Raw genomic sequence first — 26755 nt, forward strand, 5'->3', positions numbered from 1 at the left:
TCCTGAGCGGGCCACGCGGCCCGCCGCGCTCCGGTCCTACCGGGATCCCCCTACCGAGGAGGCACAGCCATGGGCTTCTACGCCCTTCCGAGATCCGCTCTCAGCCGGCCACTGCGCGCCCTGCTCCCGGCGCTGCTCGTCGGCGTCCTGGGCGCGTCCGCCGCGCTGGTCGCACCGTCGGGCGCGCACGCCGCCGAGAACACGCTCGGCGCCGCCGCTGCGCAGAGCGGGCGCTACTTCGGCACCGCCATCGCCTCGGGCAGGCTCGGCGACTCGGCGTACACCTCCATCGCCTCCCGCGAGTTCAACATGGTGACCGCCGAGAACGAGATGAAGATCGACGCGACCGAGCCCCAGCGCGGTCAGTTCAACTTCAGCTCGGCCGACCGTGTGTACGACTGGGCGGTGCAGAACGGCAAGAAGGTGCGCGGCCACACCCTGGCCTGGTACTCCCAGCAGCCCGGCTGGATGCAGAGCCTCAGCGGCAGCTCGCTGCGCCAGGCGATGATCGACCACATCAACGGGGTGATGGGCCACTACAAGGGCAAGATCGCCCAGTGGGACGTCGTCAACGAGGCCTTCGCGGACGGTAGTTCGGGCGCCCGCCGGGACTCCAACCTGCAGCGCACCGGCAACGACTGGATCGAGGTGGCCTTCCGCACCGCGCGTGCCGCCGACCCGAGCGCCAAGCTCTGCTACAACGACTACAACGTCGAGAACTGGACCTGGGCGAAGACCCAGGCGATGTACAACATGGTCAAGGACTTCAAGCAGCGCGGCGTGCCGATCGACTGCGTCGGCTTCCAGTCGCACTTCAACAGCGGCAGCCCGTACAACAGCAACTTCCGCACCACCCTGCAGAACTTCGCCGCCCTCGGCGTGGACGTCGCCATCACCGAACTCGACATCCAGGGGGCCTCGGGCTCGACCTACGCCAGCGTCGTCAACGACTGCCTGGCCGTCTCGCGCTGCCTCGGCATCACCGTATGGGGCGTGCGCGACAGCGACTCCTGGCGGTCGAGCGACACACCGCTGCTGTTCAACAACGACGGCAGCAAGAAGGCCGCCTACACCTCCGTCCTGAACGCGCTCAACAGCGGCTCGTCCACCGATCCCGGTGACGGTGACGGCGGCGAGGAGGGCGGACAGAGCGGGCAGCTCAAGGGCGTCGGCTCCGGCCGCTGCGTGGACGTGCCCAACTCCGCTACGTCGGACGGCACCGCGGTCCAGCTGTACGACTGCCACACCGCCACCAACCAGAAGTGGGAGCAGACCGCCGCCGGTGAGCTGCGGGTCTACGGCAACAAGTGCCTGGACGCCGCGGGCAGCGGCAACGGCTCCAAGATCCAGATCTACAGCTGCTGGGGCGGCGACAACCAGAAGTGGCGCCTCAACTCCGACGGGACCATCGTCGGCGTCCAGTCCGGACTCTGCCTCGACGCCGTGGGAGCCGGCACCGCCAACGGCACTCAACTCCAGCTCTACTCCTGCGCGAACGGCAGCAACCAGCGCTGGACGCTGTCGTCCTGACACGGTCCGCCGCTGTCCTCCTCCCCGGCCGGGACAGCGCTGACCGTCCGGAGGGCCGCCGCCGTCACGGCGGCGGCCCGCGCGGCTCCGGCTTCGTGAAACCGACGGACGAGCGAGAACCCGGCCCCGCCCGGAGCAGCCGAAGGGGAGACCTTCCCGTGCACACGTACCACAACCCGGTCATCAGCGGGTTCCACCCCGATCCGAGCGTCTGCCGGGTCGGCGACGACTACTACCTGGTGTGCTCCAGCTTCGAGTACTTCCCCGGGCTGCCGCTCCACCACAGCAAGGACCTCGTGCACTGGGAGCACATCGGCAACGTGCTCGACCGGCCCGGTCAACTGCCGTTGCCCCTCCCCGGAGCCAAGGCATCCGGAGGCCTGTACGCCCCCACCATCCGCCACCACGGGGGCCGCTACTGGGTCGTCAACACCAATGTCGACGGCGGCGGCAACTTCGTCGTCTCCGCCGAGCGGCCCGAGGGGCCGTGGAGCGACCCCGTGTGGATCAACCTGACCGGGATCGACCCCGACCTCGCGTGGGAGGAGGACGGCACCTGCTGGTGCGCCTTCTCCGGTCCCGCCGGGGGCATCAACATGGCCAGGATCGACCCGGCCACGGGCGAGGTGCTGGAGGGGCCCCTCCCCACGTGGTCGGGCAGCGGTCTCAAGTTCCCCGAGGCACCCCACCTCTACCGCATCGGCGGCTGGTGGTACCTGCTGATCGCGGAAGGCGGCACCGAACGCGGCCACAGCGTGTCCATCGCCCGCAGCCGCTCGCCGCGCGGTCCCTGGGAGGGCGCACCCGCCAACCCGCTGCTGTCCCACAGCGGGACCGGCCGCCCCATCCAGAACACCGGCCACGGGGACCTCGTACAGGCGCCTGACGGCAGTTGGTGGATGGTGCTCCTCGGCGTCCGCCCACGTGGCTTCACCCCCGACGTGCACGTGCTCGGCCGGGAGACGTACCTGACGCCCGTGGACTGGGACGACGAGGGCTGGCCCGTGGTCGCCCCCGTCCCCGAGCGCCACGTGGCGCCGGGCGGCGCCTGGCACCCCGTCCCCGCCCTGCCCGCCCGCGACGACTTCGACGAGCCCGCTCTCGCGCCGCACTGGATCTCGCCGTTCGCCCGCCCCCGGACATCCTGGTCGCTCGACGAGCGCCCCGGCCTGCTCGTCCTCAGGGCCACCGGTCCCACCCTCGACCGTCCCGGGTACACTTTCGTCGGCCGTCGCCAGCAGCACCACGACTGCCGGGTCACCGCCCTGATCGACCCCGGCACGGGCCGCGGCGGTCTCGGCGTGCGCCTGGACGAGGCCCACCACTACGAGGTGGAGGCCGGGGACGGCGAGGTCTTTGTCGTCGCCCGCATCGGACCCCTGCGCCAGACCGTGGCCCGCAGGCCGGCCACCGCCGGACCGCTGCGCCTCACCGTGACGATCCGCACCCACGACCTCGTGCCCGCGTCGCCCCACCTCACGGACGGCGGCACCACGGGCCCCGACACCATCGCCTTCTGGCTCGGCGATCCCGAAGCGCCGGACGCCCTGCCCCTCGCCGAGCTGGACGGGCGCTACCTGTCCACCGAGGTCGCCTGTGGCTTCACCGGCCGGGTGATCGGCATGTACGCCACACGGGGCTCGGTCGCGTTCGACTGGTTCGAGTACGTCCCGGCGGACGCGCGGCCGTCCGTATAGCCCGCGCGCGGACGCCGCACTCTGAGATGTGCCGGTGCGCGGAACGCCCGCCCTGAGCGCCGTTCGGCCCGCGAAAGGCCCCCTGGCCGGTTGGGCTAACCTTTTCCCATGCCGCCTCGACCAGCCGGATCGCGCCCCACCTTGTCCCTGGTGGCCAAGACCGCAGGTACGAGCGTTCCCACGGTGTCCAAGGTGCTGCGAGGCGGAACGGACGTCTCGGCGGAGACCCGCGCGAAGGTCATGGAAGCCGTGCAGGCCGTCGGCTACACCCGCAGGGCCGGGGCCAAGAGTGAGAAGGGGCGGGACGAGAGCGGCGGTCTGTCCCAGGTGCTCGACCTGGTGGTCACCCACTTCGAGGGATCGTGGGCGAACCTGCTGATAGCCGGTGTCGGACGGGAAGCGGCGGCAGCGGGGCTCGACGTCGTCCTGACCCTCGCGCAGCCGCAGGGCGACTGGGTGTCACGGTTGCTGCGGAGGCGCACCATCGGTGTGATAGGCACGCTGGTCGATCCCGCGTCACAGCAGTTCGGCGCACTTTTCGCCGCGGGCGTTCCCGTCGTACTGATCGACCCCATGAGCACACCCCCCTCCGGGGTGGCGAGCGTCGGAGTGGCCAACTGGGAAGGCGGCCGCATGGCCGGCGAACACCTGCTGTCGCTCGGGCACGAACGGATGGGAGTGGTCGCGGGACACGCCCGCCACCTCTTCAGCAGGGCGCGCGTCGACGGCTTCCGTGCGGCCGCCGACACCACGGCGGCCGGCACCGCCACGGTTTCGGTGGCCCACGGCGCGTGGAACCGGGCGAAGGCGGTGACCGCCACCCACGCCCTGCTGGACGGCGATCCGGGGATCACCGGAATCTTCGCCTGCGCCGACTCCATGGCGCTGGGCGTCTACGACGCACTGGCGGCCCGGGGCCTGCGGATCCCCGAGGACATCAGCGTCATCGGCTTCGACGACCTGCCCGAGGCGCAGTACATCACCCCCGGCCTGACGACCGTCAGACAGCCGAGTACGGAGCTGGGCGCCGCCGCGGTCAAGCTGCTCATCGAGCTCTCCCGGGGCGAGGACGGGGCCGCCCGGTCACCGGCACGCATGGAACTGGCCACGGAGCTGGTCCTCCGGGCCTCCACCGGTCCCGTCCCGGCGGACGCGCCGCCACCCCGCTGACCCGGGCAGGCCGGCGGCCCCGTCCCGCGTCAGGACGGCGCAGGGGTCACGACCTGGAGGACGAGGCGGCTCGGACGGGCGGCGCCATGACGGATCGTGTACTCCGCGACGACGGGCTCGGGCTCGTGCCCGGCCGGGTCGAAGACATTGCGTCCGACCTCCCAGCGCGGAGACGAACTCGGCGCGACGTCGACGCGCACCCGGTGGCCCGGCAGGAACGTGTGCGCCGTCGACCAGAGATCGATCACGAACTCGTGATCCCGGCCCGGCTCCAACGGCCGTCTCTCGCCCACGCCCGTGACCGGGTCCACGGACCGCGCCGACCCGCGCTGCACCCCGTCGGTGACGACGCGGCTGATGCCGTCCGGGCCCTCATCGCACAGTCGTACGATCACGTCCGCGTCACTCCCCGTGGTCGTGAGGTGGACGACGGCGCGGACCGCGCCCATCACGGTGAGTTCCCCGGTGAGCGGCGCGGTGCGCCAGGAGACCACATCCCGGCGCGCCTCGACCGGTGCCTGATCGGCGGGCCCTGCACCGAACGGCCCGAAGAGGAGCACCGATCCGCCGCACGTGGGCACGGGGCACGCCGGATCGCTCGTCAGTCGCCGTTCGCCGGCCCCGGCCGCCTCCGTCGTCAACGCGCCTTCCGCGTTCAGGTACAGCTCCAGCGTCCGCGTGCCGGGCGGAGGAAATTCCTCCAGTTCGATCCACCGGTTCGCGCCCATGAGGAACAGCCGCACCGGCGGCAGGTCCGCCGCGGCAGCACGCAGCGTGGCGCCGAACCACAGCAGATGCTGTGTGGTGAGGTCCCCTCGGCCGCCGAGGTCACCGGCGGACGCCCCCGGCCCGAAGTCCGCTCCGGCGGCGCGGCCCGAGAAGTCGTCGTGCGTCCAGGGGCCGACCAGGAGGCGGGGGGCCGGCCCGCCGGTGTCCTTCGCACGGCGCAGCAGCCGCCGGTGGAGTTCCAGGGTCGGTCCGAGGAAGACGTCGAACCATCCGCCGATCAGGAAGACCGGTACGTCGACCGCGTCGATCCGGTCGACGACCTTCCCTTCGCGATGACGTTCCGACCCGAGCGGCTCCCGCAGCAGCTCCAGACCCCACGCGACGATCGCCTCCGCGTCCTGCCCGGTGTGCGGGGCCCCCGCCCGGAACGCGGAACGGTTCGTGACCGCCCGCTCGGTCGCCTCCCACCGTTCCCTCTCGGCCTCCCGCTCCTGTGCGGAACCGATACGCGCGATCAAATCCGGGGCGATCGCGTAGTGGGTCCACGCCAGGGTGCTGCCGATCTCCGGCACCCCGCCGCGGAAACGGAACCCGTCGAGTGCGGACATCGCCGGCGTCATGGCCGGGGCGATCGCCCGCAGCGCCGGTGAGCCTCCGAGCAGGGCGGCGCACTGGGTGTCCGAGGCGTAGGAAGCGCCCCACATCCCGACGGTGCCGTCGCATTCGGGAAGCGCCGCGAGCCACGCAACGGTGTCCGCGCCGTCGACCACCTCCTGCGCACAGGGGACGAACACCCCCTCGGAGCCGAAGCGGCCCCGGACGTCCTGGAGCGCGACGAGGTATCCGGCGGCGGCGAGCCGCTCGACGTCGAGCATTCCCTCGCGCTCCTCACGGGCGACGTCGTAGGGGTGGCGGGTCAGCAGAGCCGGCCAGGGCCCGGGTCCGTGCGGAATGAGCAGAAGGGTGCGCAGGCGCGTCCCGTCGCGCAACGTGCACGCCGTCTCGCGGCGTTCGGCGACCGGGCCCGGTGGTGTGTCCGCAGGACCGGTGCCCCGGAAGCCGGTCCGCCCTCGAGCCGCGCTCGTCCCGTCGCTCACCGCAGGGCTACCGCCGTCCAGGAGGTCGGCGGCAGCTCGATGGTGAGCAGGCCGTCGGCGAGCGCCGCGCCGGTGTTCGCGACCGGGGTCACCCGGTCCCGGTGGGCGAGCGTGTTCTTGGCGTACACGTCCGAGTCGGCGAGGGTCACCGCCTCGGTGATGCGCGAGCGGCCGAGGCTGCGCACGTCCACCGTGACCTGGGCCGCCTCCGCGATGTCGCGGTTGACGAGGAAGACCGCGGCCCGGTCCTCGTCGGCGGTCGCGACGGCGTCGATGACGGATGCCTCACCGTAGCGGGCCGTTTCGTACACCGGCGCGTCGATCAGGGGGCGGAGCACCTCGCCACTGGCCAGCCGGCTCGTGATCGAGAACGGATAGAAGGTCGTCTGCCGCCAGGCCGGGCCGCCGGGCTCCGTCATGATCGGTGCGATCACGTTGACGAGCTGGGCCAGGGATGCCGAGGTGACACGGTCGCTGCGGCGCAGAAGTGTCATCAGCAGGTTGCCGACGACCACGGCGTCCGCAACGGTGTAGGTGTCCTCCAGGAGGCGCGGCGCATGCTGCCACTCGGCGTGGATCTTGTCGGATTCCTGGTGCTCCTTGAGATACCAGACGTTCCACTCGTCGAAGGAGACGTCGATCTTCTTGGACGAGCGCTTCTTGTGCCCCACGTGGTCGGCGGTCGCGACGACGGTGTCGATGAAGTAGTCCATGTCGGTCGCCGAGGCGAGGAAGGAGCCGAGGTCGCCGTCGTGCTCCTGGTAGTACGCGTGGCAGGAGACGTAGTCGACGTGGTCGTAGCTGTGCTCCAGTACGGTGCGTTCCCAGTCGCCGAAGGTCGGCATGGCCGATCCGGAGGAGCCGCAGACGACGAGTTCGAGGTCCTTGTCGGCCCGCTTCATGGCTGCGGCGGTGCGGGCGGCCAGCTTGCCGTAATCGTCCGCCGTCATGAACCCGGTCTGCCAGGGTCCGTCCATCTCGTTGCCGAGGCACCACATGCGCACGTCGTGCGGTTGTGGAGTGCCATGGGCGACGCGCAGGTCCGACAACGTCGTGCCCGACGGGTGGTTGGCGTACTCGAGCAGGTCGAGTGCGGGCAGGATGCCCCGGGTGGCGACGTTGACGGCCAGCATCAACTCGGAGTCGGTGAGCCTGAGCCATCTGGCGAACTCGTCCAGACCGACCTGGTTGGATTCGAGTGAACGCCAGGCGAGGTCGCGGCGCACCGGCCGTTTCTCGCGCGGGCCGACGGAGTCCTCCCAGCGGAACCCGGAGACGAAATTGCCGCCCGGGTAGCGGATGGTCGTGCTGCCGAGTTCCCGGACGAGATCGACGACGTCCATGCGGAACCCGTCCGCGTTCGCGCTCGGGTGGCCCGGCTCGTAGAGACCGGTGTACACGCAACGGCCGAGGTGCTCGACGAACGAGCCGAAGGTGCGGCGCTGGACAGGGGCGATGACGGCCTGCCTGTCGAGTTCTATGTGGGCGCGGGGCAATGCGGCGGTCCTTTCGCGGTGATGGCGCGTGCCGGGCGGTCGGCATGGGGCAGCGGCCCGCCCCCGCCGAGACGTGCGGCAGGGGCAGGGTGCGGTGGGCGGTCGGGCGGGCCGGCTGCCCGCGTCAGCCCTTCACGGCGCCGGTGAGGCCACCGACGATGCGCCTCTCGAAGATCGAGAAGAAGATCAGTGCGGGCAGCATGGCGAGGGAGGTGAAGGCGAGAACCTTCGCGGTGTCCGTGGAGTACTGGGAGGTGAAGACCTGCACACCGAGCGGCAAGGTGTAGTTCGCCTGCGTGTTGAGGATGTACAGGGGCAGGATGTAGTTGTTCCAGCTGCCGACGAATCCGAGGATGCCGACGGTCACCACTCCCGGCAGTGACAGCGGCAGCACCATGCGGAAGAAGAAGCCGAGCCGGCCCAGCCCGTCGATCGCGGCGGCCTCCTCGATCTCGTTCGGGATGGCCCTGAGGAACGGTACGAGGATGACGACGGTGGTCGGCAGGCCGAAGGCGATCTGCGGAATGATGACGCCGAGCAGGCTGTCGACGAGTCCGAGGTCCTTGATGACGAGGTACAGCGGAGTGATCGCGATGACCATGGGGAACATCAAGCCGGCGGCGAACAGGGAGTACATCGCCCCCTTGAGCTTGAAGTCGTAGCGTGCGATGACGAAGCTCACCATCATCCCCGCGGCGACGATGCCGACGGTGCTGGCGATCGCGACGATGAGGGAGTTGGCGAACTCGCCCCAGAAGACGTTCGACGTGAGGATGCCGGTGTAGTTGCCGATCACCCAGGGGTGCGGCAGGCCGGCCGGGTCCGTGGTGATCTGCGAGTTGGAGCGGAATCCGCCGAGCACGATGTAGAGGACCGGTGCGACGCAGACACCGACGAAGAGCAGCGCGACGAAGTAGGTGACGGGGCTGCCCCACTTCTGTGGAGCGCCGCGGCGGCCGGCGGACGGTTTCGGCCGCGTCGCGGGGGACGTCCGGGAAACGGTGGTCGTCACGCTCATCACACGGTCCCTTCGGTGACGGCGCCCCGGAGGTCGCGGCGCAGGACGAAGCGCTGGTAGATCAGGGCGACGACGAGCGAGATGACGAACATGACCACCGCTACGGCGCTGCCGTAGCCGTAGTTGCCCGCGTTGCGGCCCTGGGCGAGCATGTAGATCGCCATCGTCGAGGTGCCGGTCGTGCCCGCCACGTAAGGGCCCCAGATGATGTAGACGAGGTCGAACAGCTGCAGTGAGCCGATGATCGACAGGAAGGCCCAGATGCGGATCGTCGGCCCCAGCAGCGGCAGCGTGATGCGGCGCTGGATCTGCCAGTAGGTGGCACCGTCGATCTGAGCCGCCTCGAAGATCTCCTCGGGGATCGACTGGAGGCCGGCGAGCATCAGGATCACCGCGAAGCCGATGTACTTCCACGTGATGATGGCGATCAGGGTCCAGATGGCCAGGTCCGGGTCGGCGATCCAGTCGGCCGTCAGGGAGCCCAGGCCGATCCGTTCCAGCAGGCCGTTGGCGGCTCCGTTGCTCTGCAGGATCAAGCCCCAGCCGATGCCGACGATGATCTCGGACACGATGTAGGGCACGAAGACCAGGACGCGGATGGCCGAGCGGCCGCGGATCTTCTGGTTGAGCAGCAGCGCGAGGCCGATCGCTATCGGGCCCTGGACGACCAGTGACAGCACGAGGAGCAGACCGTTGTGCCACAGGACGTCGTGGAACGCGGGGTCGGTCAGGATCAGCTTGTAGTTGCCCAGGCCGACCCAGTCGGTGGGGTCTCCGTAGCCCTTCCACCGGTAGAACCCGTAGTACGCGGCGAGCACGATCGGGAAGATCACGAACGCCAGGAACATGATGATCGCCGGCGCGGACAGGACCGTGATCTCCAGTCGCATCCTGGCACGGCCTCGGCGGTGGGCAGCCGCTCGTGGCGGGGCCGGGGTCGCGGACTTCGCCACACCCCTGGCCCCTTGCGTGCCCTGCGACTGGCGGCCGTGGGCCGGGTCAGCGCCCAGGGTGTCGCTCATGTGTGCTTACTCAGCCCTTCTCGGCGGCGGCTTTGACGTCCTTCACGATGTCGCCGGCGGTGCCCTTGCCGGCCATCAGGTTCACGACGGCGATGTTCATGGCGTTGCCGACGTTCTGGCCGTACACGGTGTCGAGGAACTGCATGGAGTACGCCGCCTTGTTGAACGCCTGCAGCGCAGAGATGTTGTAGGTCTCGGTGACGACCCCCTGGGCGGCCTTGTTCACCGGAATGGTGTCGAACGCCTTCCCGTACGCTTCCTGCTGCTCCTTGGTCACGACGAACCGGAGGAAGTCCGATGCCGCCTTCGGCGCGTTCTTGGCGAGGGAGTAGCCCCCGGCGCCGCCCATGATGGCGGTCGGGTCGCCCTTGCCGCCGGGCACGGAGGGGAAGGGGAACCATCCCAGGTCGGGGAGCTGCTTCTTGTCGGGCGTCAGGTCGCCGATCACACCGGGATCCCAGTTGCCCATGAGTTCCATGGCCGCCTTGTGGTTGGCGACCATGCCGGCGGAGGATCCGGCTCCCTGCTGCGACGTCGCCGTCAGGAAACCCTTCTGGAAGGGTTCGTGCCCCAGCAGACCGGCCAGGTCCTCACCGGCCTTGTTCCAGCACGGGTCGTCGAACGTGAGCGACTTCGCGGCTGCCTGCATGGTCTCCTGGCTGCACTCACGCAGAACGAAGTTGTAGTACCAGTGCGCGGCCGGCCAGGCGTCCTTGGCGCCGACGGCGATCGGCGCGACTTCGGCCGTCTTCAGCTTGGCGACGGCGTCCACGAGTTCGTCCATCGTCGTGGGTTGCGAGGTGATGCCGGCCTTCTTGAACAGGTCCTTGCTGTAGTAGATGCCTTCGGGCTGCGTGTCGAGCGGCATCGCGTAGACCTTGCCGTCGATCGATACGCCTTGCAGGGCCGCCTCGCCCACGTTCGCCCTGTCGGTGTCCGTCAGGTCCAGTGCCCGGATCTGCCCGGCGTCGACCATGGCCTGCATCTTGCCGCCGCCGCGCTGGAGGAAGATGCTCGGCGCGGAGTTCGAGTTGAGCGCGTTCTGCAGCTTGCCGTCGAGGTCCTCGTTCTGGACCGACTGGATCTTGACCGTGACGTCCTTGTGCAGGGCCTGGTACGCCTTCGCGGCGTCCTTCCAGTACTTGGCCCCGCGACCCTCCATGGCATTGGTCCAGACGGTCACCGTGGCATGCCCGTCGGATGTGCCGCTGCCGTCGTCGCCGCCGCCTGCGCAGCCGGCAGCGGCGAGTGCGACGCACAGGCCGATCGCGGCACCGGTCGTGCTGCGGATTCTCCTCGTCATCGTGGGAACTCCTGATCTGTTGCCGGTGGTCCAACTGCCGGGTTTTTTGCGCAAATTAATGAGCGACCCGTGAGGTAGGTGCAAGGTCTACCGCCTGAAATGGGCGCTGAGCAACCATGAGTTTTCGCAAGTTGCGGGATCGTTATCGATCGTTTCGATCGTCGTGGGAACGACCGCGACAAGGGCGCCGAAGGCCACCGGACGGTCAGTCCGACGTCTTGACACCGCTTTCCCGATCTCCCTACGGTGCGCAGCACATTGAGCGAGCGTCGGCCTTCCGCCCGCCCGTCCGGGCGCACCCCGCGCCGCAGCGCAGCAGAGGAACCCCACCATGCGGATCGTCGTCCCCCGACAGCCGACAGACCGACTGTCCGATGCCTGGCGTCATTGCGTCGGCACCGGCCGCCTCGATCTCGCGCTCCGGCGCGACTACCAGGAATCGCTCGCCCTCGTGCAGCGCGACATCGGCTTCCGGTACATCCGGGGGCACGGTCTCCTCAGCGACGGGATGGGCGTCCACCAGTCCTACGAACACGCCGGCGAGCGGCGCGTACGTCACGCGTTCACGTACGTCGACCAGGTGGTCGACGCCTACCTGGAGATGGGCATCGCACCCTTCCTCGAACTCGGGTTCATGCCCTCCGGGCTGGCCTCCGGCGACGACACCGTGTTCTGGTGGAAGGGCAATATCACTCCTCCGCGTGACGAGAGGGAGTGGGCGGACCTTGTCCGGTCCGTCATGAGGCACCTGATCGACCGCTACGGCGCCGACCAGGTGCGCCGGTGGCCGATCGAGGTGTGGAACGAGCCCAACCTGGCCCCGTTCTGGGCCTCCGACCAGGACGGCTATCACCGCCTGTACGAGGTGACCTCGCTGGCCGTCAAGGAGGTCGACGCCGAGCTCCAGGTCGGCGGCCCCTCGCTGGCGCCGGGCTACCAGGACGAATGGATCCAGCGCTTCGCGGAGTTCGTGGACGCTCGCGACCTTCCCATCGACTTCGTCAGCCGCCACGCCTACTCGTCCGGTCCCGTCCAGCCCGTGCCGTTCGGCGCTCACCAGACGCTCATGCCGGCGTCGGCGCTGCTGGAGCAGTTCGCAGCCCCGCGGCGGCAGTTGGCGGGCACCGGGCTCGCGGAGCTGCCGTTGCACATCACGGAGTTCAACTCCTCGTACCGGCCGGACAATCCGATTCACGACACCGCGTTCCACGCGGCGTACCTGGCACCGGTACTCGTGAACGGAGGTGACCTCGCGGACTCCTTCTCGTACTGGACCTTCAGCGACGCCTTCGAGGAGGTGGGCATACCCACGGCGCCGTTCCACGGCGGCTTCGGGCTTCTGACACACCGCCAGATCAAGAAACCCACGTACCACTTGTACGCCTTCATGGCGGAGATGGGCGAGCAGGTCCTCGCCCGGGGCGAGGACCACCTGGTGACGCGGCACGACGACGGCCGCGTCACGGTGCTGGCCTGGGCGCCGGCCGACCCGACAGGTGGCGACCCCGTGAACGGGCACTCCATCCGGCTCTCCCTGCCCGTCGGAGCCCCGGACGCGCGGAACTCCGCCTACCTGCGTCGCCGCTCCGTGAGTGAGGAGGCGGGCAACCCCTGGGCTGCCTGGTGCGAGATGGGGCGGCCGCTCGCGCCCGGCCACCGCCGGCTCGACGCCTTGCGCGAGGCGGCCGAACCGGCCCACACGCACGGGAACGTGCCGGTCGTCGGCGGACGTGCCGACGTGGACCTCGTCCTGAGCCGGCACGAGGTGACACTCGTGGAGCTCACCCCGGTCGCCGACGAGACGCCCGAGTGGTGGAGCGACGACCGGCTGTTCGGCCTCGGCGACGAGGGCGCCGGTGCCTCCTCGGACGTGGACTGAGCCTTCACCGCACCGCAGGAGAGGAGCACACCCGTGCCGAAGGCGCCCGTCTCCCTGTGGGACCGCCTCCACGCGGCCGGCCTGACCGACGTCATCGCGATCGAGCCGGCCACGGGAGGCTTCGCCGCGACCGGAGGGCTGGCCCGCCGTGCCGACGGTACGTCGGTGTTCGTCAAGGCGTTCGATGAGCCACCCTCGGATGACGTCTTCGCCGCGGAGGCAGAAGGGCTCGCCGTCTTGCGTGAGGCGGGCGGCGTCACCACACCCGAGGTCGTTCACGCGGACCGCGACGTACTCGTGCTGTCCGCGCTGCGGCCCCGGCCGGAGACCGAGTCGTTCTGGGAGCAGCTCGCGCATGTGCTGGCCCGCCTGCACACCGGCACGCGGCAGACCCGATTCGGGTGGCACCGGGACAACTGGCTGGGACGCCGCCGTCAGGTCAACACCTGGGCCGACGACGGATTCGAGTTCTTCGCCCGCAACCGTCTGCTGCGCTGGCTCGGCGAACGACGCGTCGAGCAAGCACTCGACACCGCGGACCGGGCGGCGCTGGAGCGGCTGTGCGACCGGCTGCCGGACCTGCTGCCGGTCGCGCCCGCGTGCCTGACGCACGGCGACCTGTGGACGATGAACGTGATGGCCACCCCCGGCGGGCGGCCCGCGCTGATCGACCCGGCCGTGTCGTACATGTGGGCGGAGGTCGACCTGGCTCACCTGTGGACGACGTCGCCTCCGCCCGAGTCGCACGTGTTCTTCGAGGTGTACGCGGAGCTGACCGGCCTCGACCGGGACTGGCGCGCACGCATGCCGATCCTCCAGCTGCGCCAGCACCTGGCCGTCATCGCGCAGTTCGACGCGGACTGGGGAGCCGCCGACCTCGTACGTGCCACGCTCGCGCCGTTCCGGCGGTCCTGAGCCCGCGGAGTGATGCGCCGTGGAAGGTGGGTGTGCCACCGGTGCGGGCCCCCACGGCGTGTTCACCGACCGCCGCGGCGATGCGGTGCGGGCTCTCGGGGCTCAGGATTCCGCTCGTCCACCCGCCGCGGTGTCGCGCACGGATCCGGGCTCGAGCGCACCATCGCCCGGCTGCACGGCGTCCGGCGGCGCCGCATCCGCCGGGAGCGGCGAGACGGCATCCACGAAGCCTTTCCCGGCCTCGCCGTCTGCCCCATCACGCACCGGCACGTGAGACGGCCTTTGTCGGGACTTCCTACACGAAGGCGGGCAGTGGGCCGGAAGGGTCTGCGAGCCGGGTGCGGGCGCACGACGCGCCGCTGCTCCCCTGGGGCCCGGTCTGCCCGCTCGCACCGAGATGGCCGATGACCTCGGCGAGTGTGCGCAGTGGGATGTCGGGCGCGGCGGTGCAGCCGGCGCTCGGCGAACAGTGGCCGCACTTCACCGATCGCACGCGTAGCGGTGGAGCGGTCCCCGCCGAACCAGCAGGCCGGCACGTCGCGCGCCGCTGCATGCCAAAGGTGCACGGGCGTGGCCAACGGGCGGTCAACGAAGACCGGCTTGTGCTCAGTACTCCAGCCCTGGATCGTGACCCGGGGTCTGTGCCGATTGGGTTGACCAGTTGGTTGCCGCGATGGCGTCGCGTGCGATGTCGGTGACGGCGCGGCCGTCGGTGGGTACTCGTGCGACCCAGGGAGGTGCGGTGACTTCCAGATGTTGGGCCATGGCAGTGCTTCGGGTGATGTGGGCGTCGAGTTGGCCGCCGATTTCCCGGGTGCGGAGGCGCTGTCGAGTGGTTGCGTCGTCGGCGGTCAGGAGTACCGCGGTGATGCGGGGTGTGCCGCCCATGGCGCGGGTGATCAGGTCGGGCTCCAGAACGGAGACGGTGTTGGTGTAGATCAGCCTGCGGTATCCCAGAGCGGCGTAGTTGCGCCAGAGCGCGGCGAGGTTTGCCTCGGTCATCTTCGTGCGGGCGGGGTCGTCGGCCGGGGCGGGGAATGCCTGGTCCAGGTTGTCGCCCTCGATCAGGCAGTGGGCGATGTGCAGGGTCTGCAGTTGCGCGGAGATCTCCCAGCCGACCGTGGTCTTGCCGACCCCGGCGCGGCCCCCGATGAGGAGTGCTTCGTACGTGGCGGCCGGCACAGGTGGTCTCCTTGCGTTTGCAGGGCCGATGGTGGCTGAAGCGATATGGATGCGGCCACCGTTGATCATCGGTGTGTGAAGACAAACGATCATGCGGTGGCCGAGGGTCACAGCGTAGACCCGGCCCGCCGGCAGGGGGCGTCCAAGGGCCTGACGGGCCGGATCGCGGGTCGAACCACGTGGGCGGGTACGGAAGTTGGTGCTCGGTCTGTTGTCGGACCTGCCACTGACGGACTGATGGCCGAATCAGGCGCTTGGGTGCTCGTGGTGTGTCGGCGATCACAACGGCTCCCGGCGGGGTGCTACGTAGGATTGCGTGGGTGGCGGGATGGCGGGCGGGGGGTTGCGCGAGGCGCCCCGAACGTCGCCTGGAGAGGCGTCAGGAAAGTCGGCAAGTGGTCAGCATGGGTCCTGAGGGACCTTGAGGAATGCTGCCCGAGCATGCGACTCGTTGTAGAGTGGCCAATCAGCCCTTGACCTGCAAAAACGCGGGCAGGGAGCCTAAGTCCAGGAGTACTTCAATGATGCGAACGATGTTCAAGTCCAAGATCCACCGCGCCACCGTGACCCAGGCCGACCTGCACTACGTGGGTTCCGTCACCGTCGACGCCGAGCTGATGGAGGCCGCGGATCTGCTGCCCGGGGAGCTCGTGCACATCGTGGACATCGACAACGGGGCCCGGCTGGAGACGTACGTCATCGAGGGCGAGCGCGGTTCCGGGGTGATCGGGATCAACGGGGCCGCCGCGCACCTGGTGCACCCGGGTGATCTGGTCATCCTCATCAGCTACGCCCAGGTCGAGGATGCCGAGGCGCGTGCCCTCGTCCCGCGTATCGTGCACGTCGACGCGGACAACCGCATCGTCGCACTCGGTGCCGACGCCTCCGCGCCCGTGCCGGGCAGTGACACCGAGCGCAGCCCGCACGCGGTGCCCGCGGCGCTCTGAGGCGGCTCGTCGAACGAGGGGCACATGGCCATGGCAGAGCAGACCGGGCCCGAGATCCGTGACGACCGGGCGGCCGGCAAGCTGTCCGCGTACGAGGACGGTGAGGCCGTCGGCGTCATCGCGTACTTCGTGCTGGACGGTGAGCCCGCCGGGCTCGTCGCCGTCCACACGGTCGTCGGGTCCGGACACGAGGGCAAGGGCATCGGCGGTGCCCTGGTCAGGGAGTTCTACGCCATGGCGGGGCGCGAGGGCGTGCCCGTCGTGCCGCTGTGCCCGTACGCCGCGAAGTGGGCCTCGCGCCATCCCGACGAGGCTCCCGAGGTGCCCGAAGGGCTCGTGGAGCGCGCGAAGACGCAGCTCGCCTCGCACCCCGAGCTGTACTGAACCGGAAGGAGTGGGCCGGGCATGACGCTCGCGCTGCTGCACACCTCGCCCGTCCACATCCCGGTCTTCGACGCCCTGCGAGACGCCGACCACCCGGGAACGGTCCTGCGCCACGTCGTACGGGAAGAGCTGCTGACCACGGCGATGACGCTGGGGCCCGAGGCGGTGGCCGACGAGGTGGAGGCGGTCGTCGCGGATCTGGTGGCCGGAGGGGCGGACGCCGTGCTCTGCACCTGCTCGACCATCGGGGCCGTCGCGGAGGCCGCGGGGATCGCGGTCGGCGCCCCGGTCCTGCGCGTCGACCGGCCCATGGCGGCGGCGGCCGTGCGGGCGGGCCGGGTCACCGTCCTCGCCGCCCTCGCCTCCACCCTGGAGCCGACCCGCGCGCTGCTCACCGAGGAGGCGGCCGGCGCCGGGCTGGCGGGGGCGGAGGTGCGCACCGTGCTGGTGGACGGGGCCTGGGAACGCTTCACGGCGGGGGACGGCGACGGCTTCCTCGACCTCGTGGCGGCCGCGGCCGACGCCGTGCGCGACGCGGATGTCATCGTGCTCGCCCAGGGCTCCATGGCCGGCGCGGCCGAGCGGACGACCACCGGAATCCCGGTCCTGTCCAGCCCGCGCCCCGGCCTGGCCGCCGCGGTGGTGGCCGCGGGGCGGTGACCGGGCGGGGCCGCACGCGTCGTCCGTACGCAGCAGAGTTCCGCGGCCGTACGTGTGGGCTCGCCGGGCGCGGGCAGCCGCTCCGGGAGACGGTGGAAGAGGTCCACCCCCGATCGTTCGGAGGCCCGAGATGACTCATCCGTTCCCCGACCCCGTCCCTCCGGGGCCGACCCCGGGTCCGCTGCCGGAGCCGACGCCTCCGGCGCCGACCCCGCCCGCACCCACACCCCCGGCACCGACGCCGCCCGCTCCGCCGGGCCCCGCGCCCGACCCGATCCCGCAGCCGCCTTCGCCGGACCCCGAGCCGGTGCCGCCGCCCGAGCCCGAGCCGTCACCGGTCTGACCGCCGGAGCCGATCCGCGCCCGGCCGTCAGCCGGCGGCCAGCATCGCGTCGGCCCGGGCGGTGACCTCGGCCAGTACCCGGCCCGCCGCGGCCAGGTCCTCGGCCGGCAGGTCCCCGTACAGCCCGGCGGCGATGCCGGCGACGCCCGCCTTGTACGACTGGATCAGCGCGTCGCCCGCAGGGGTGGGCGCGAGCAGGTCACCCGACCGCTCCTCCAGCAGGCCGGCGGACGTCAGCTCGGCGACGGTGGCCTCGGCCGCCGGAACGCCGAGCTTCACCGCGCCGGTCAGGCGCTCGATCAGCGCGCGGCGCTCGACCGTGCCGCCTGCGGCCTCGGCGGCATTGAGCGCCAGGGCCTGGAAGAAGGTGGTGCCCTGGGGAAGGAGCCGTTCGGCGAGCGCGCGGGTGGCGTAGTGGGCCATACCGATGACCTGGCCGTTGACAGCGGGTGCGGTGGTCATGACTACTCCTCGTGGGAAGCGGTGACTGGGGGAGCCGGCACGTCGAGCAGGGCCGTCAGTGCCTCGGTGAACGCCTCGGTGCCCTTGCCGCCGAGACCGCCGAGAGGTGCCAGCAGCCCGTCGACGAGTTCCCGCACCACCGTGACCGCGCGGCCGGTCCTCGCGCGGCCCTCCTCGGTCAGTGCGAGCCGGACGGCCCTGCTGTCCGAGGGGTCGGTGGTCCGTTCGACCAGGCCCGCCGCCTCCAGGGCGCGGGCCAGTTTCGAGACGTAGAGCGCTTCGAGTCCGGTGTGGTCCGCCAGTGCGCGCTGACTCGGCCGCAGCCCCGCGTGCTCCATCCCCTGGAGGGACGCGACCAGCGAATACTGCGCGTGCGTCAGGCCCAGCGGGGTCAGCGCCCGGTCGATGGCCACCCGCCACTTCATGGACAGGCGCCAGACCAGAAAACCCGGGGTCGCGCCTTCGATCGCGTTGCTCATGACGAATACCGTACATGGCGACTATGTCCATGGCTACTAAATTCGGCGATGCCGTGCGCCGACCCACGGAAGCAGGCGTGCCGTCGGCTCAGTCCCCCGGGCCGAGCAGCGCGTCGGCGTGCGCGAGGCCGCTCTCGGCCGAGACCGAGTCCAGCGACTGGGCGTCGCGCACCGGCGCGAAGCGCACCACGGGCTCCTCGCGGCCACTCGCACCTGCGAGGTCGAATCCGTACACCGCCGGGCGCGGCAGGCTGTTGTACGACCACGGGGTGGAGAAGTAGTACGCGCCCGTGTCGTACAGCACCACGTAGTCGCCCGCCCGCAGTTCGGGCAGTTCCCGGGCGTGCGCGACGACGTCCCCGGCGAAGCAGCACGGCCCCGCGATGTCCTGGACCACCGAAGGCCCGCCCTTCGGCCGCCCTTCGGCGTCGAAGGCGCCGACCCGCAGGGGCCAGGCGTCCGGCATGAAGACCGTACGGGTGGCGGTCTGCGCCCCCGCGTGGGTCAGCGCGATACGGCGGCCGCCGGCGTCCTTCGTGTACTCGACCAGCGCGCCGATGAAACCGTTCTTCGCGAGCAGGGACCGCCCGAACTCGGTGACCAGCTCGTACCGCCCGTCGAAGAGTCCGGGGACGGCCGCCCGCAGCGCCGCCGCGTACGCCGCGAAGGTGGGGCGCACCTCGTCGTCGGCGAAGTTGACCGGCAGGCCGCCGCCGATGTCGAGCCCGGTGACCTGCCGGCGGCCCAGCGTCCCGTTGATCTCCTCGGCCAGCCGGTACGTCTCGGCGATCCCGGCCGCGATCAGCTCCAGCGAGCAGCCCTGCGAACCGACATGGGCGTGCAGCCGGGTCAGCCACGGGTGTGCCGCGAACGCCTTCACCACCTGTTCGCGCGCGCCGGGGTCACGCAGCGCCACGCCGAACTTCGACGTGGCCGTGGCCGTGCTCATCGCGCCGATCGAACCGCCGCCGACCTGCGGGTTGACCCGGAGGCCGATGTCGGACACCGCGTCCGCCGGGCGCAGCGAGGCGATCCGGTCCACCTCGTCCAGGTTGTCCGCGTTGATCGCCACGCCCACGGCCAGGGCGCGCCGGATCTCGTCCCGGGTCTTGGCGGGGGAGTCCAGCACGATCTTCGACGGCGCGAACCCGGCGTCCAGCGCGAGCCGCAGCTCACCCGGACTCGCGACCTCGCAGCCCATCCCGCACTTGGCGAGCAGCCGCAACACGGGGACCAGCGAGGACGCCTTCGCGGCGAAGGTGTGCAGCACGGCGGGCACCCCGGGGAACGCCTCGTGCAGGGCGGCGACCGACGCGCGGACGCCGTCCGTGTCGATGAAACCGGCGACGGGGCTCGCCTCGCCGAGCAGGCCGGCGGCCACGGCGTGGCGGACCACGGCCGCGACACGCGCGGAACCCGCCGGGATCGAAGGGGACAGGGCGGAGGAAGGCGAGGAAAGGCTCATGGAGCCAGAGTCGGCGATGGATGCCCCCAGGTCTCTGTCCGGGCGGCCAAGAACGGTGCGCCTGTTTGTCGGTCCGGCCAAGCAGGGAAAGACCCGCAGCCGTACGAACAGACGGCAACCTACCCGCTGATCCGGACGGCGAGCGTGACCAGAAGCCTGGTGTCGGGGTCGTCCAGGTCCACCCCGAACCGCTCCCGGGCCCGCCGCAGCCGGTAGCGCAGCGTGTTCGGGTGGATGACCAGGCGCGCCGCCGCCCGCGCGACGTCCCCCGACGCGTCGAGATAGGCGGCCAGCGACCGGACCAGCTCGCCCCCGGCCGCCAGATCCGCCCGGACCAGTTCGTGCACGGGCCCCCGCCCCGCCTCCCAGACAGGCCGGGCCGCGTCCAGGATCCTGGCGACGTCCAGCGAGGGCCCCACGCCTGCCGCGTCCGCCGACCGACGGGCCTCCCCGGCCGCCGCCCGTTCGCGCAGCACCCGCACGACGAGCAGGGCCTCGTCGCAGGACTCCCGCACCCCGGCCGCCCCGGCGGCCACCGGCCCGGCCCCCGCCAGCACCCCGGCGTCCTGCGCCTGGCCCGCCAGCTCCCGGGCCAGCGCCGCCGCGCCCCGGTCCGCCCCGGCGTCCACGGGCAGCAGCACCAGCAGCCGGTCGCCGTCGCGCAGCACGCGCACGGACGGGCGGTACGTCGCCGCCTGGAGCGCGGCCACATCGAGCGTGCGGTCGCCGGGGCCGGGCGCGGCGGTGAGGGGTTCGGCGACCACGACCGCGCAGGCGGCGTCGGGGGAGAGACCGAGCGACCAGGCGTGCGTACGGGCGTCCCCGTCCCCGTACAGCAGTCCGCGCAGGGCGAGTTCGCTGCGTCGGGCGGCGCCGCTCTCCCGCAGCCGGTGCCGCACCAGCAGGGGAGCGGCGACCTCGGCGGCCCGGCGCAGGGCGTCCGGCGCGTCCGGGCGCAGCGGTCGGCCGTCACCGGCCACCCAGATCGAGCCCAGGACCTCCGGGCCGCTGCGGACCGCGATGATCAGGCGTTCGGGCCCCTCGGCGTCGGCCGCGCGGTGGATGACGTCGCGGGACGTCCACAGCGTCCGGAGCAATCCGCTGCGCCGCAGCTCCGCGACCCGCCACTCCGGGACCCGGCCGCCCAGGATGGTGGACCGGCGCAGCGCGTCGGCGTCGGGGCCGGTGGCGGAGTGGGCCAGGACCCGCAGGCGCGTGTCCTCGATGGTGATCGACCCGCCGGTGTACTCGGCGACGGCCGCCGCGAGCGCGCTCAGGCTCTCCGGGCCTCCGGCCGCCATGCGCCCCGCCGCCCCCTCGTCGGCGCCCGCCCGGGCGCAGGCCAGCGCGGAACGCAGCAGCGCGGCGGCGTCCGTCCAGTCGGCCCACTCCGCTCGGGTGAGCAGGGCGACCCCCGTCTCCTCGGCGGCGGCGAGCACCTGCGGTGCTGCGGCCACCCCCTCCACGGCGCGCAGCACCACGCCGGACGCGCCGCGCCGAGCGGCGTCCCGGACCTGGGCGGCGGCTTCGGGGGACGTAGCGGGCGCACCCGTCACCAGGACCAGGCAGCCGTCCAGCGAGCGGGCCGGGCCCTCGTCGCCCACGGCCACCCCGCGCACCCCGACGTCACGGCCCGAGGGCGCGAGCAGCAGCCGCAGGCTGCCCCCGTCGTCGAAGGCGAGGAGCTCGCGCAGTGCGACGGACGGCTCCGGCGGGAGGGCGGCACGGCTCGTCATGGCAGCCGAGCATACGAGCACCCCGGTGCGCGGGCCGGGCTCACTCGTCGTTGAGATCGCTCCGGCTGCACGCCAGGACCCCCGCCGTGCCCGCCAGGCGGGCCGTCAGCACGTCGGGGTCGCCCCGCCCCTGCACGCTCAGCGCGATCTCCACGGTCCCCTCGGCGTCCTGCGAGCGGCGCCGCCGGTATCCGCCGGGGCCGGAGAGCGTGGTCAGCTCGGACACGGCGAACCCGGTCTCCGTGCAGTGGTTGACCAGGTCGCGCAGGGCTCCGACCCCCTCGGTGTACGTGACGCGGTAGCCGATCGACGCGTTGCGCAGGGCGGGGAGCCGGTGGGCGAGAGGGCGTACCCCGTAGGACACCAGGAAGTACGCGAGCGTGGCCAGCGTCGCGAGCACGGGCAGCCCGGCGCCGGCCGCGCAGCCCACGGCGGCGGTGAGCCAGATAGAGGCCGCCGTGGTCAGGCCCCGCACCGAGCCCCGGTGGACGAAGATGACGCCCCCGCCGATGAAGCCGAGCCCGGAGACGATCTGGGCCGCGACCCGCGACGGGTCCAGCTCCACCTGGCCGGTCACCACGACATCGGAGAAACCGAACTTGCTGACCAGCGTGAAGAGCGCGGCTCCGAGCCCGACGATCGTGTAGGTGCGCAGCCCGGCCGCCTTCTGGCGGATCTCACGCTCGATCCCGATCGCGCACGACAGGACGAACGCGATGCCGAACTGCGCCGCGTGCGTCCAGTTCTGACCGAACGGTTCGTTGATGTCGAGTGCCACGCAGCCTCCGTACCCCGTCCGGCGGAACATGATCGGACAGAGTCCACCGTACCCGGCCATTCGGGGCCCGCAGGCGCGTGGCAGGGCGGTCACGGGTCAGGGAGCGGCAAGAAGGCGGCGGCTCCCGTGCTGCTCGGGAACCGCCGCCGTCCGCGTCAGGCGCTACGGGTTGACGCAGCCGATCGAGCCGACGGGGAAGTCATTGCCCGTCGAGGTCGCCGTGAAGCCGAAGGTGACGCTGCCGTCCGGCGGGACGGACCGGTTGTAGTCGGCGTTCTTCACGGTCAGCGTGCCGTCGGACGCGGTGCTCAGCACCCCGCTCCACACGCTGCTGACCTTGGTGCCGGTGCCGGGCTTCCACTGCACGGCCCAGCCGTCGAGCGCGGTCGTGTTGTGGTTCATGACCTCGACGGAGCCCTGGAAGCCGCCGCTCCAGGAGTTGGTCACGTTGTAGACGGCCATGCAACCGGAGTGCGGGTCGGTGGGGTCGGTCGGGTCCGGGGTCGGGTCGGTGGGGTCCGGGTCGGGCGTGCTGCCCGAGCCGCGGATGCCGGTGACCTCGCCGTTCCCGCCGTCGAAGACGATGTCGGAGCAGGAGAAGAAGTTCTCCTGGCTGTCCGAGCGCACCCACTGGATGAACATCACCGCGTCACCCGAGCGGCCCGAGGGCAGCGTCAGGTCCCAGTAGTAGTGACCGCCGTCGGTGCCCGGCGAGCCCACCTGGGGCGGGTTGGTCACGGTCTGGATCAACTCGAGGTCGTCCCAGCCCAGTTCGGTGGTGGGGGAGTATCCCGGCTTGGAGACGTACACCCGGAAGGAACCGGGGTGTGCGGCCCAGTTGCTGTGGTCGACCTCGATCTTGGCACCCGAGGTGAGGTGCGTACGGGGCCAGTCGCCGCGCGGCGCGTTGTAGCCGGTGAAGTCGTACGGGGAGCGGTCGCCGGCGCTGCACAGGGTGCCGTCCGGGACGTAACCCTCGCCCCGGCCGCCCGCGTTGGAGTCGAGCACGGCGAACCAGTTGTACAGGGAGCTCGCGCCGCTCTCCGCGAGCGCGGCCTTGCACGCGGGGTTGGTCGGGTCCAGGGAGCCGGTGCTCGTCTTGGCGTCCAGCCAGCAGAGGTAGGTGCGCGAGCCCGGTGACATGGTGACACCGTGGGCCTGCGCGCTGCCCTGGCCCAGCAGGGTGAAGGCGATGCCGCCGAGCAGTGTCGCCAGCACCGCCGCCAGGGAGGCGAGTTGTGTTCTGCGTCGTGCCATGGTGTCTCCTTCTGCGGGTGCGGGGGGCCTTCGTCGTACGTGAAGGTGGCGCCGGGCGTGCGGGGGTAGTCCTCCGGGGCCTCGGGGGTGGGGGAAGCGTGGGTGGGCAGGCCGCGGAGGTGGTGCGGGGATGCGTACAGGTGGGAGCGCTCCCATGCATTCGTTGGTAGGGGACTGTAGGACACGGTCGTGTCCCTGACAACCCTGTGGGCGGCATCGGCCGAATCGTGTCGCGACTCGTGCACGAGCCGAGCAGGCTCGACCAACTGCCGCTTTGATCAACCCGACTGACGCACCATCAATCGTGTGCGCAGGATGACGTGATGCCAGGCGACCTTCGGCCGGCTCATCTCCTCCAGCAGCAGCCGCACCATCGCCCGGCCGATCTCCTCCATCGGCTGGCGGACCGTCGTCAGCGGCGGGTCGGTCTGCTCGGCGAGCTCGAAGTCGTCGAAGCCGACCACCGCCACGTCCTCGGGCACCCGCCGCCCCGCCGCGTGCAGCGCGGCCAGCGCCCCGGCCGCCATGCTGTCCGACGCGGCGAACACCGCGTCGACCTCCGGGTGCCGCTCGATCAGGCGGGCCATCGCGCGCCGACCGCTGGCCTCGGTGAAGTCCCCCTGGGCGACCAGGGACGGCGGCTCGGCGCAGCCCGCCTCGCGCAACGCTTCCCGGTAGCCCCGCAGCCGGCACTGGGCGACGTACATCTCGGGCGGACCGGCGATCGCGGCGATGGTTCTGCGCCCGCCGCGCACCAGGTGGCCGACCGCGTCCCGGGCGCCGCCAACGTTGTCGGCGTCCACGTAGGTGACCCGCTCGTCGCCCGAGCGCCGGCCGAGCAGCACCGTGGGCACCCCGGCGTCCGCCAGCATGTCCGGCAGCCGGTCCTCGGCGCTCACCGACATCAGCAGCACCCCGTCGACCCGGCCGCCGCGCACGTACTCCAGGAGTCGCTGCCGTTCGGTGTCCGTGCGGACGAGGGTGAGCAGCAGTTGCACGCCCCGCTCGTCCAGGGCGTCCCCGACCGCGCGCACGATCTCCGAGAAGAACGGCTCGCCGAACAGCCGCCAGTCCGTCTTCGTCATCACCAGGGCGACGGCGCCCGCGCGCTGTCCGGCCAGGGAGCGTGCGGCCAGGTTGGGTACGTAGCCCAGTTCGTCGATGGCGCGCTGCACGGCGCGTCGGGTGGACTCCCGGACGCCCGCCGCGTTGTTGATCACTCGGGAGACCGTGCCCCGGCCTACCCCGGCGAGCGCCGCCACCTCTTCCAGCGTCGGCGTGCCGGAATCCCTGTTCAGCATGGACCACCCCCAAGAGCCACCGATCCTACGGCCCGGAGGGTGGGCGGCCGAAGGAGTCGGATCAATTGACGGCACGATCGCGTCACCGATCTGGGAGCGCTCCCAACTTTATTTGTGCATGACAGCGTCGGATGGCTATGCGCGGGCCCCCGGGGCGTGTACGGTCTCGGGCCGATGGGTTCTGGGAGCGCTCCCATCCAGTTGTTCCTCAGTTGTTCCCCTTCGAACGAGGAGAAATGCTGTGAAACGCTTCTTGGCTCTACTGGCGGCCGGTGCCACGGCCACGGGCCTGACGGTCCTGGCCGGCCCCCCGGCGGCGGCCGCCACCGGATGCAAGGTGGAATACACGGTCGCCAGCCAGTGGGAGGGCGGCTTCCAGGGCGGGGTGAAGGTCACCAACCTCGGTGACTCCGTCAGCGGCTGGCACCTCACGTTCACGCTGCCCGGCTCGGGTCAGAAGGTGGTCCAGGGCTGGAACGCCACGTGGTCGCAGTCCGGCTCGGCGGTCACCGCCGCCCCCGTCGACTGGAACCGCACCCTGGCCACCGGCGCCACGGCGGACCTGGGCTTCGTCGGCTCCTTCTCGGGCGCCAACCCGGCGCCCACGGGCTTCACGCTCAACGGTGTCGCCTGCACCGGCACCGTCGGCGGCGGGGGCGACGACGACGATCCGCCGCCCGCCACGGGTGACGGCACCCCGGTGGAGACCAACGGTCAGCTCCGCGTGTGCGGTGTGAACCTGTGCAACCAGTACAACCGCCCCATCCAGCTGCGCGGCATGAGCACACACGGCCTCCAGTGGTTCAGCCAGTGCTACAACAACGCGTCGCTGGACGCGCTGGCGAACGACTGGAAGGCGGACCTGCTGCGCACCGCCATGTATGTGCAGGAGGACGGTTACGAGACCGACCCGGCGGGATTCACGAGCAAGGTCAACAGCCTGGTCGACATGGCCGAGGCCCGTGGCATGTACGCCCTGATCGACTTCCACACCCTCACCCCGGGCGACCCGAACTACAACCTGGCGCGCGCCAAGACCTTCTTCGCTTCGGTCGCCGCCCGCAACGCCTCGAAGAAGAACGTCATCTACGAGATCGCCAACGAACCCAACGGCGTGAGCTGGGCCGGCATCAAGAACTACGCCGAACAGGTCATCCCGGTCATCCGGGCCGCCGACCCGGACGCGGTCGTCATCGTCGGCACGCGCGGCTGGTCGTCCCTCGGCGTCTCGGACGGCTCCAACGAGAGCGAGGTCGTCAACAGCCCCGTCAACGCCACCAACATCATGTACGCGTTCCACTTCTACGCCGCCAGCCACAAGGACAACTACCGCGCGACGGTGAGCCGGGCCGCCTCGAAGCTTCCCCTCTTCGTGACGGAGTTCGGCACGGTGAGCGCCACCGGTGGCGGCGCGCTGGACCGGTCGAGCACCACCGCCTGGCTGGACCTGCTCGACCAGCTGAAGATCAGTTACGCGAACTGGACCTACTCGGACGCCGATGAGAGCAGTGCCGCTTTCAAGCCCGGCACCTGCGACGGCGGCGATTACAGTAGTAGCGGCGTGCTGACCGAGTCGGGTGCGCTGCTCAAGTCCCGGATCAGCACCCCGGACAACTTCCCCACCGGCTGATCCGTGAGATGCGGGGGCTCCGGCGCGGCCGGGGCCCCCGCATCCGTGTCTCCAGCGGCCGAACCTTGACAGCCCGTCGACAGCGGCGAGACACTGGGCCCCTCCTCGGAGAGCGCTCTCCGAGCCCTCCGGCCGCCGTGTCGACCCACTCCCCGCTGTCGGCATGGTACGGAGGCCCGCCGGGGTGCAGGTGAGCCCAAGGCCCCCCCGGGGTGGGGGTATATTGGGGCCGGCGGCCAAAGAAATGGGGGAAGGAAAAACACCGCCCCGGGGGG

General features: G+C 71.2%; 22 protein-coding genes and 1 pseudogene. 10 read left to right on the top strand and 13 right to left on the bottom strand.

Going from position 1 to position 26755, the window contains the following annotated elements:
• Positions 1–69 precede the first annotated feature (69 nt).
• The 3 genes from ACLQ2N_RS28550 (at position 70) to ACLQ2N_RS28560 (ending at position 4397) form a co-directional block, all read left to right on the top strand.
• Positions 70–1530 carry an endo-1,4-beta-xylanase gene (locus tag ACLQ2N_RS28550; RefSeq protein WP_425817348.1) on the top strand — a complete coding sequence of 487 codons (1461 nt, stop codon included), beginning with the start codon at positions 70–72 and terminating at the stop codon, positions 1528–1530.
• Between the two features lie 158 nt (positions 1531–1688).
• Positions 1689–3227 (top strand): glycoside hydrolase family 43 protein, encoded by a 1539-nt coding sequence (locus ACLQ2N_RS28555; RefSeq protein WP_425817350.1) that lies wholly within the window; start codon positions 1689–1691, stop codon positions 3225–3227.
• Positions 3228–3335: 108 nt separating this feature from the next.
• Positions 3336–4397, top strand: coding sequence for a LacI family DNA-binding transcriptional regulator (locus ACLQ2N_RS28560; protein WP_425817352.1), 1062 nt, complete (start codon positions 3336–3338; stop codon positions 4395–4397).
• A gap of 29 nt (positions 4398–4426) precedes the next feature.
• Here ACLQ2N_RS28560 and ACLQ2N_RS28565 read toward each other — a convergent pair whose 3' ends face one another.
• From ACLQ2N_RS28565 to ACLQ2N_RS28585, 5 genes are all read right to left on the bottom strand, one after another.
• Complete coding sequence (locus ACLQ2N_RS28565; RefSeq protein WP_425817354.1) at positions 4427–6223, bottom strand: CocE/NonD family hydrolase; 1797 nt, start codon at positions 6221–6223, stop codon at positions 4427–4429.
• The gene (locus tag ACLQ2N_RS28570; RefSeq protein ID WP_425817356.1) at positions 6220–7719 is read right to left on the bottom strand and encodes an alpha-N-arabinofuranosidase; all 1500 of its coding nucleotides are present in this window, start codon (positions 7717–7719) and stop codon (positions 6220–6222) included. The genes ACLQ2N_RS28565 and ACLQ2N_RS28570 overlap by 4 nt, the downstream gene beginning before the upstream one ends.
• Positions 7720–7843: 124 nt before the next feature.
• Complete coding sequence (locus ACLQ2N_RS28575) at positions 7844–8737, bottom strand: carbohydrate ABC transporter permease (protein WP_425817358.1); 894 nt, start codon at positions 8735–8737, stop codon at positions 7844–7846.
• The gene (locus tag ACLQ2N_RS28580) at positions 8737–9759 is read right to left on the bottom strand and encodes a carbohydrate ABC transporter permease (RefSeq protein ID WP_425817360.1); all 1023 of its coding nucleotides are present in this window, start codon (positions 9757–9759) and stop codon (positions 8737–8739) included. The genes ACLQ2N_RS28575 and ACLQ2N_RS28580 overlap by 1 nt, the downstream gene beginning before the upstream one ends.
• Before the next feature lie 10 nt (positions 9760–9769).
• Positions 9770–11062 (bottom strand): ABC transporter substrate-binding protein, encoded by a 1293-nt coding sequence (locus tag ACLQ2N_RS28585; protein WP_425817362.1) that lies wholly within the window; start codon positions 11060–11062, stop codon positions 9770–9772.
• A 331-nt stretch (positions 11063–11393) separates the two neighbouring features.
• On the opposite strand from ACLQ2N_RS28585, the gene ACLQ2N_RS28590 reads away from it, so the two are divergent.
• Both ACLQ2N_RS28590 and ACLQ2N_RS28595 read left to right on the top strand, forming a co-directional pair.
• Positions 11394–12941, top strand: a complete 1548-nt coding sequence (locus ACLQ2N_RS28590; RefSeq protein ID WP_425817364.1) for a GH39 family glycosyl hydrolase — start codon at positions 11394–11396, stop codon at positions 12939–12941.
• A gap of 33 nt (positions 12942–12974) precedes the next feature.
• Positions 12975–13856 (top strand): fructosamine kinase family protein, encoded by an 882-nt coding sequence (locus ACLQ2N_RS28595; protein ID WP_425817366.1) that lies wholly within the window; start codon positions 12975–12977, stop codon positions 13854–13856.
• Positions 13857–14462: 606 nt separating this feature from the next.
• On the opposite strand, the gene ACLQ2N_RS28600 is transcribed toward ACLQ2N_RS28595, so the two are convergent.
• Positions 14463–15038, bottom strand: coding sequence for an AAA family ATPase (locus ACLQ2N_RS28600; protein WP_425817368.1), 576 nt, complete (start codon positions 15036–15038; stop codon positions 14463–14465).
• A 96-nt stretch (positions 15039–15134) separates the two neighbouring features.
• Here ACLQ2N_RS28600 and ACLQ2N_RS28605 point away from each other — a divergent pair.
• From ACLQ2N_RS28605 to ACLQ2N_RS28620, 4 genes and pseudogenes are all read left to right on the top strand, one after another.
• Positions 15135–15264 (top strand): annotated as a pseudogene (locus ACLQ2N_RS28605) (IS701 family transposase); the annotation flags it as partial.
• 295 nt (positions 15265–15559) lie between these two features.
• Positions 15560–15985 carry an aspartate 1-decarboxylase gene (gene panD, locus ACLQ2N_RS28610; RefSeq protein ID WP_425817370.1) on the top strand — a complete coding sequence of 142 codons (426 nt, stop codon included), beginning with the start codon at positions 15560–15562 and terminating at the stop codon, positions 15983–15985.
• A 30-nt stretch (positions 15986–16015) separates the two neighbouring features.
• Positions 16016–16369, top strand: coding sequence for a GNAT family N-acetyltransferase (locus ACLQ2N_RS28615; RefSeq protein WP_425817372.1), 354 nt, complete (start codon positions 16016–16018; stop codon positions 16367–16369).
• A 21-nt stretch (positions 16370–16390) separates the two neighbouring features.
• A complete protein-coding gene (locus ACLQ2N_RS28620) occupies positions 16391–17029 on the top strand; it encodes an aspartate/glutamate racemase family protein (protein ID WP_425817374.1) in 639 nt (212 codons plus the stop codon).
• 370 nt (positions 17030–17399) lie between these two features.
• On the opposite strand, the gene ACLQ2N_RS28625 is transcribed toward ACLQ2N_RS28620, so the two are convergent.
• The 7 genes from ACLQ2N_RS28625 to ACLQ2N_RS28655 form a co-directional block, all read right to left on the bottom strand.
• The gene (locus ACLQ2N_RS28625) at positions 17400–17834 is read right to left on the bottom strand and encodes a hypothetical protein (protein ID WP_425817376.1); all 435 of its coding nucleotides are present in this window, start codon (positions 17832–17834) and stop codon (positions 17400–17402) included.
• Between the two features lie 2 nt (positions 17835–17836).
• On the bottom strand, positions 17837–18313 hold the full coding sequence (locus tag ACLQ2N_RS28630) for a MarR family winged helix-turn-helix transcriptional regulator (protein WP_425817378.1): 477 nt from the start codon (positions 18311–18313) through the stop codon (positions 17837–17839).
• Between the two features lie 88 nt (positions 18314–18401).
• The gene (locus ACLQ2N_RS28635; RefSeq protein WP_425817380.1) at positions 18402–19778 is read right to left on the bottom strand and encodes a diaminopimelate decarboxylase; all 1377 of its coding nucleotides are present in this window, start codon (positions 19776–19778) and stop codon (positions 18402–18404) included.
• A gap of 119 nt (positions 19779–19897) precedes the next feature.
• Positions 19898–21514, bottom strand: coding sequence for a PucR family transcriptional regulator (locus tag ACLQ2N_RS28640; protein WP_425817382.1), 1617 nt, complete (start codon positions 21512–21514; stop codon positions 19898–19900).
• 40 nt (positions 21515–21554) lie between these two features.
• The gene (locus ACLQ2N_RS28645; protein ID WP_425817384.1) at positions 21555–22292 is read right to left on the bottom strand and encodes an MgtC/SapB family protein; all 738 of its coding nucleotides are present in this window, start codon (positions 22290–22292) and stop codon (positions 21555–21557) included.
• A gap of 162 nt (positions 22293–22454) precedes the next feature.
• Positions 22455–23549, bottom strand: a complete 1095-nt coding sequence (locus tag ACLQ2N_RS28650; protein ID WP_425817386.1) for a lytic polysaccharide monooxygenase — start codon at positions 23547–23549, stop codon at positions 22455–22457.
• Positions 23550–23827: 278 nt separating this feature from the next.
• The gene (locus ACLQ2N_RS28655) at positions 23828–24850 is read right to left on the bottom strand and encodes a LacI family DNA-binding transcriptional regulator (RefSeq protein WP_425817388.1); all 1023 of its coding nucleotides are present in this window, start codon (positions 24848–24850) and stop codon (positions 23828–23830) included.
• 241 nt (positions 24851–25091) lie between these two features.
• Here ACLQ2N_RS28655 and ACLQ2N_RS28660 point away from each other — a divergent pair, with 241 nt between their 5' ends.
• Positions 25092–26480, top strand: a complete 1389-nt coding sequence (locus tag ACLQ2N_RS28660) for a cellulase family glycosylhydrolase (protein ID WP_425817390.1) — start codon at positions 25092–25094, stop codon at positions 26478–26480.
• The last annotated feature ends 275 nt before the right edge of the window (positions 26481–26755 follow it).

This window comes from Streptomyces sp. DT224, from assembly GCF_049844595.1.
Lineage (GTDB): Bacteria > Actinomycetota > Actinomycetes > Streptomycetales > Streptomycetaceae > Streptomyces.

Excerpts from the sequence above, each read along its gene's own strand:
- ACLQ2N_RS28550 (WP_425817348.1), top strand. The coding sequence starts at position 70 with ATGGGCTTCTACGCCCTTCCGAGATCCGCTCTCAGCCGGCCACTGCGC.
- ACLQ2N_RS28560 (WP_425817352.1), top strand. The coding sequence starts at position 3,336 with ATGCCGCCTCGACCAGCCGGATCGCGCCCCACCTTGTCCCTGGTGGCC.
- ACLQ2N_RS28575 (WP_425817358.1), bottom strand. The coding sequence starts at position 8,737 with ATGAGCGTGACGACCACCGTTTCCCGGACGTCCCCCGCGACGCGGCCG.
- ACLQ2N_RS28580 (WP_425817360.1), bottom strand. The coding sequence starts at position 9,759 with ATGAGCGACACCCTGGGCGCTGACCCGGCCCACGGCCGCCAGTCGCAG.
- ACLQ2N_RS28585 (WP_425817362.1), bottom strand. The coding sequence starts at position 11,062 with ATGACGAGGAGAATCCGCAGCACGACCGGTGCCGCGATCGGCCTGTGC.
- ACLQ2N_RS28590 (WP_425817364.1), top strand. The coding sequence starts at position 11,394 with ATGCGGATCGTCGTCCCCCGACAGCCGACAGACCGACTGTCCGATGCC.
- panD (WP_425817370.1), top strand. The coding sequence starts at position 15,560 with ATGATGCGAACGATGTTCAAGTCCAAGATCCACCGCGCCACCGTGACC.
- ACLQ2N_RS28615 (WP_425817372.1), top strand. The coding sequence starts at position 16,016 with ATGGCAGAGCAGACCGGGCCCGAGATCCGTGACGACCGGGCGGCCGGC.
- ACLQ2N_RS28620 (WP_425817374.1), top strand. The coding sequence starts at position 16,391 with ATGACGCTCGCGCTGCTGCACACCTCGCCCGTCCACATCCCGGTCTTC.
- ACLQ2N_RS28625 (WP_425817376.1), bottom strand. The coding sequence starts at position 17,834 with ATGACCACCGCACCCGCTGTCAACGGCCAGGTCATCGGTATGGCCCAC.
- ACLQ2N_RS28630 (WP_425817378.1), bottom strand. The coding sequence starts at position 18,313 with ATGAGCAACGCGATCGAAGGCGCGACCCCGGGTTTTCTGGTCTGGCGC.
- ACLQ2N_RS28635 (WP_425817380.1), bottom strand. The coding sequence starts at position 19,778 with ATGAGCCTTTCCTCGCCTTCCTCCGCCCTGTCCCCTTCGATCCCGGCG.
- ACLQ2N_RS28640 (WP_425817382.1), bottom strand. The coding sequence starts at position 21,514 with ATGACGAGCCGTGCCGCCCTCCCGCCGGAGCCGTCCGTCGCACTGCGC.
- ACLQ2N_RS28650 (WP_425817386.1), bottom strand. The coding sequence starts at position 23,549 with ATGGCACGACGCAGAACACAACTCGCCTCCCTGGCGGCGGTGCTGGCG.
- ACLQ2N_RS28655 (WP_425817388.1), bottom strand. The coding sequence starts at position 24,850 with ATGCTGAACAGGGATTCCGGCACGCCGACGCTGGAAGAGGTGGCGGCG.